4 protein-coding genes are annotated in these 4,386 nt (G+C 34.9%); 2 read left to right on the top strand and 2 right to left on the bottom strand.

Annotation, left to right across the window (positions count from 1 at the left end; genetic code table 11):
* Window positions 1–352: IS3 family transposase (locus HMPREF3106_RS06315; protein ID WP_210384828.1), on the bottom strand; the 352-nt coding region annotated here is incomplete at its 3' end.
* Window positions 353–1,242: 890 nt separating this feature from the next.
* On the opposite strand from HMPREF3106_RS06315, the gene HMPREF3106_RS06320 reads away from it, so the two are divergent.
* Window positions 1,243–1,611 (top strand): ArsR/SmtB family transcription factor, encoded by a 369-nt coding sequence (locus HMPREF3106_RS06320; protein ID WP_049554564.1) that lies wholly within the window; start codon window positions 1,243–1,245, stop codon window positions 1,609–1,611.
* The gene (locus HMPREF3106_RS06325; protein ID WP_070445120.1) at window positions 1,604–3,733 is read left to right on the top strand and encodes a heavy metal translocating P-type ATPase; all 2,130 of its coding nucleotides are present in this window, start codon (window positions 1,604–1,606) and stop codon (window positions 3,731–3,733) included. The genes HMPREF3106_RS06320 and HMPREF3106_RS06325 overlap by 8 nt, the downstream gene beginning before the upstream one ends.
* Window positions 3,734–4,007: 274 nt before the next feature.
* Here the strand turns inward: HMPREF3106_RS06325 and HMPREF3106_RS06330 are convergent.
* Window positions 4,008–4,386: IS3 family transposase (locus HMPREF3106_RS06330; RefSeq protein WP_148129419.1), on the bottom strand; the 379-nt coding region annotated here is incomplete at its 5' end.

The following is a 4,386-nucleotide window of genomic DNA, read 5'->3' on the forward strand; positions in this document are numbered from 1 at the left end:
TTTGCATAGGTTTGTCTGCTGAAAAATTTCTATTCAAAGTATTACCAGTAATTGAGAATGGTTTATCTATTTTGATAGCTTTTTTAGATTTCACTGCACAATTCCAACCATTTTTCTGCATAATCCGCTGAACAACTTTATGGTTAACAATTTGATTCAATTCCTTCTGAATTAAATACTTAATCTTTCTGTACCCATAAATAAATTTGTTTTTCTTACAAATTTTACTGATTATCTCTTCGATAATTGTTGGAGAAAAGTCTTTCTTTTTCCATCGGTAGTAAGTAGATATGGGTACATTAAGGCAAAAACAAATTAAATGTACCGCATATTTATCTTTCAATTTTTCCACTAACTTTACAACTGCTTGAGGCGACACTTCCTTTCCAATTCCTTGTATTTTTTTAATATTTCTAATTCAACTTCTTTTCTTTTTAGTTCTAATTTTAATTGTAAGAATCTAGTTGCTTCAATAAAATGGTGATTTTAATTATATAATGAGACGATAGAAAATAGGAGTGGTCTTTTGCATCACTCCTATTTTTGTACTAAATATGTTGTAGTTTTCTTGTACGAATAGCGGTAGATTAGTGGATTCTCTTCTAAAGAGAAACTAACAGAGCTGTTTGAGAGGATTTTAGTGGAAATTTGATTTTTAGATATGGGACAGTTTCGTTCCACAGTATCATTTCAGCTCTTATCAACAGTCTTTCGTTCTATAGTATAGGGGGGTGCTATCAGCACATGTGGAGTGTGTGGTACTGTTGATTAGAATTTATTAGAGATAAGAGATTTGCTAATGACCGTCAAAGACACAGCCGAACAGATGGTTTTGATGTATTGCTATCTTCATAATTATACTTGGTAGCGTATCGGAGAAGTTCTATTTGCTGATGTAAGAACGGTAAGGAGATGGCATAAAAAGGCACTTGAAACGATAAAAGTCCCGGAAAATCCGATTCGAATTATAAATAGTTCTTGAGAATTTCAGTTGTTTGATAAATTTGTAGGTGATTACGCTGAAATTCAAGCTGATTCATAGAGCACCTCCTCAACAAGTTTAATAGTAATAATGTTATGTACTTAAAGTCTTATGCAGATTGGTTATTTTGTTATTAGAATTGGGTACTCCAAGTCTTTTTTTATGAATTTTTTTATTCACTCAAAAAAACACTTGACTTAATTAATGAAAAGGGTGATACTATGTTCAAGCAAATACTTGAATGATATTGAGGTGAGAATATGATTAAAAAAGATACTTGTGAAATTTATTGTTATGACGAAGAAAAGGTCAATCGAATACAAGGTAATTTACAGACAGTAGATATTTCTAGTGTTGCCCAAATGTTAAAAGCTATTGCAGATAAAAATAGAGCAAAAATTACCTATGCATTGTGTCAAGATGACGAACTGTGTGTGTGTGATATTGCAAATATTATAGGTGTTACGGTTGCAAATGCCTCTCATCACCTGCGAACGCTCCATAAGCAAGGGATTGTTAAGTTTCGAAAAGAGGGGAAACTTGCATTTTATTCATTAGATGATGAGCATATCAGACAAATTATGATGATTGCATTGGCATTTAAGAAAGAGGTGAAGATCAATGTCTAGTGGGAAAGCAAAACAGTTCGAAGAAGAAATGAAAGCCTATCGTGTTCAAGGATTTACTTGTACTAACTGTGCAGCCATTTTTGAAAATAATGTTAAAGAACTTCCCGGTGTTCAGGATGCGAAAGTAAATTTCGGAGCATCTAAAGTTTATGTTAAAGGGACGACAACCATTGAAGAATTAGAAAAAGCAGGAGCATTTGAAAATTTAAAAATTCGAGATGAAAAAGAACAAAGGGTAGAAGGAGAACCTTTTTGGAAGAAGAAAGAAAACATTAAGGTATATATATCAGCTCTTTTACTTGTAGTTAGCTGGTTCTTAGGAGAGCAGTATGGTGAAGAGCATGTTCTACCGACAATTGGTTATGCAGCGTCCATTTTAATCGGTGGATATTCGTTATTTATTAAAGGTCTCAAAAATTTAAGCAGATTAAATTTCGATATGAATACGCTTATGACTATTGCCATTATAGGAGCTGCAATTATTGGTGAATGGGGTGAAGGGGCAACCGTTGTTATCCTATTTGCGATTAGTGAAGCATTAGAGCGTTATTCAATGGATAAAGCACGTCAATCTATTGAATCTTTAATGGATATTGCCCCAAAAGAAGCGTTAATTCGACGAGGCAATGAAGAAATGATGATTCATGTTGATGAGATTCAAGTTGGAGACATCATGATAGTTAAGCCCGGTCAAAAGTTAGCAATGGATGGAATAGTGGTTAAAGGTACATCAACATTAAATCAGGCTGCGATTACAGGTGAAAGTGTTCCAGTAACGAAAATCACAAATGATGAAGTATTTGCAGGAACCTTGAATGAAGAAGGGTTACTTGAGGTTAAAGTAACAAAACGAGTTGAAGATACCACTCTTTCAAAAATCATTCACTTGGTAGAAGAAGCCCAAGCAGAACGGGCCCCCTCTCAAGCGTTTGTCGATAAATTTGCAAAATACTATACACCAGCTATTGTCATACTAGCTCTTTTAATTGCAGTAGTTCCACCATTATTTGGCGGAGACTGGAGCCAATGGATTTATCAAGGATTAGCTGTATTAGTGGTTGGTTGTCCTTGTGCCTTAGTAGTCTCAACTCCAGTTGCTGTGGTTACAGCAATAGGAAATGCAGCGAAAAATGGTGTATTAATTAAAGGTGGTATCCATTTAGAAGCAGCAGGACACTTAAAAGCGATAGCCTTTGATAAAACAGGAACATTAACCAAAGGGATTCCAGCTGTAACAGACATTGTGACATATGGTAGAAATGAAAATGAATTAATAACCATAACATCAGCCATTGAAAAAGGATCGCAGCATCCTCTTGCTTCAGCAATTATGCGAAAAGCAGAAGAAAATGGATTAAAATTCAATGAAGTAACAGTAGAGAATTTTCAATCCATTACAGGTAAAGGCATTAAAGCCAAAATAAATAATGAAATGTATTATGTGGGAAGTCAAAATCTTTTTGAGGAATTACACGGAAGCATTTCAAGCGATAAAAAAGAAAAAATTGCCGATATGCAAACTCAAGGTAAAACGGTGATGGTGTTAGGAACAGAAAAAGAAATTCTTTCGTTTATTGCCGTAGCCGATGAAATAAGGGAATCGTCTAAAGAAGTTATCGGCAAGTTGAACAATATGGGAATCGAAACAGTGATGCTAACAGGCGATAACCAAAGAACGGCAACAGCCATCGGAAAACAAGTTGGTGTTTCGGATATTAAAGCTGACTTACTTCCAGAAGATAAGCTTAATTTTATTAAAGAACTTCGAGAAAAACATCAAAGTGTGGGGATGGTCGGAGATGGCGTGAATGATGCTCCAGCCCTTGCGGCATCTACCGTTGGTGTAGCAATGGGTGGTGCTGGAACTGATACAGCTTTAGAAACGGCTGACATCGCCTTAATGTCTGATGATTTGAGTAAATTGCCATATACAATAAAATTAAGTCGTAAGGCTTTAGCAATCATCAAGCAAAACATTACCTTCTCTTTGGCGATTAAATTAGTGGCATTACTTTTGGTCATGCCCGGTTGGTTAACACTTTGGATAGCGATATTTGCTGATATGGGAGCAACTTTACTTGTAACATTAAACAGTTTACGCTTATTGAAAATCAAAGAATAGGTTCTAAAATGGGTGTCAACAATCGGGTGCGATTATTGAGAACAATGTTATGCTTCAAAAGGGATATTAACAGGAAATATACAACTAAAGGACGCTTTAACTGAGCAACGGAAAAAGCCAAATTTCTCAATTGATGTTGAGAAATTTGGAGAATGTTTATACGATTAGTAAAGTTGGCGAAAATAATAAAGTTATTAATCTCATGGAGTATTTGAACTTGCAAAAAAATATTTATGAGTCATTGTACTGACCCCAAAAAGTTAGACAAAAAATATTATTGAAAGGATTTAGTTCTATACTGAACAGGACTAAGTCCTTTTAGTTTTGCTTTAATGCGTTTATTGTTGTAGTAAAAAATATACTCGGTAATAGCTTGCTCCAGTTGATCCAGAGACTTGAAATTTTTCTCAAATCCGTAAAACATTTCTGTTTTCAAGATACCAAAGAAGGACTCCATCATGCCATTATCTATGCTGGTTCCCTTGCGAGACATGGATGGACGTATACCTTTACTGGCAAGAAAACGATGATAAGCTTCATGTTGGTATTGCCACCCCTGATCACTGTGGAGAATAGTATTCTCGTATTCTTCTTCTCTAAAAGCTTGTTCTAACATATCCTTTACTTGTTTTAAATTTGGCGAAGACGATAGA

It is taken from the genome of Granulicatella sp. HMSC31F03, from assembly GCF_001807725.1.
Taxonomy (GTDB): Bacteria; Bacillota; Bacilli; order Lactobacillales; family Aerococcaceae; genus Granulicatella; species Granulicatella adiacens.

Coding starts and splice junctions, on each gene's coding strand:
- HMPREF3106_RS06320 (WP_049554564.1), top strand. CDS start 1,243: ATGATTAAAAAAGATACTTGTGAAATTTATTGTTATGACGAAGAAAAG.
- HMPREF3106_RS06325 (WP_070445120.1), top strand. CDS start 1,604: ATGTCTAGTGGGAAAGCAAAACAGTTCGAAGAAGAAATGAAAGCCTAT.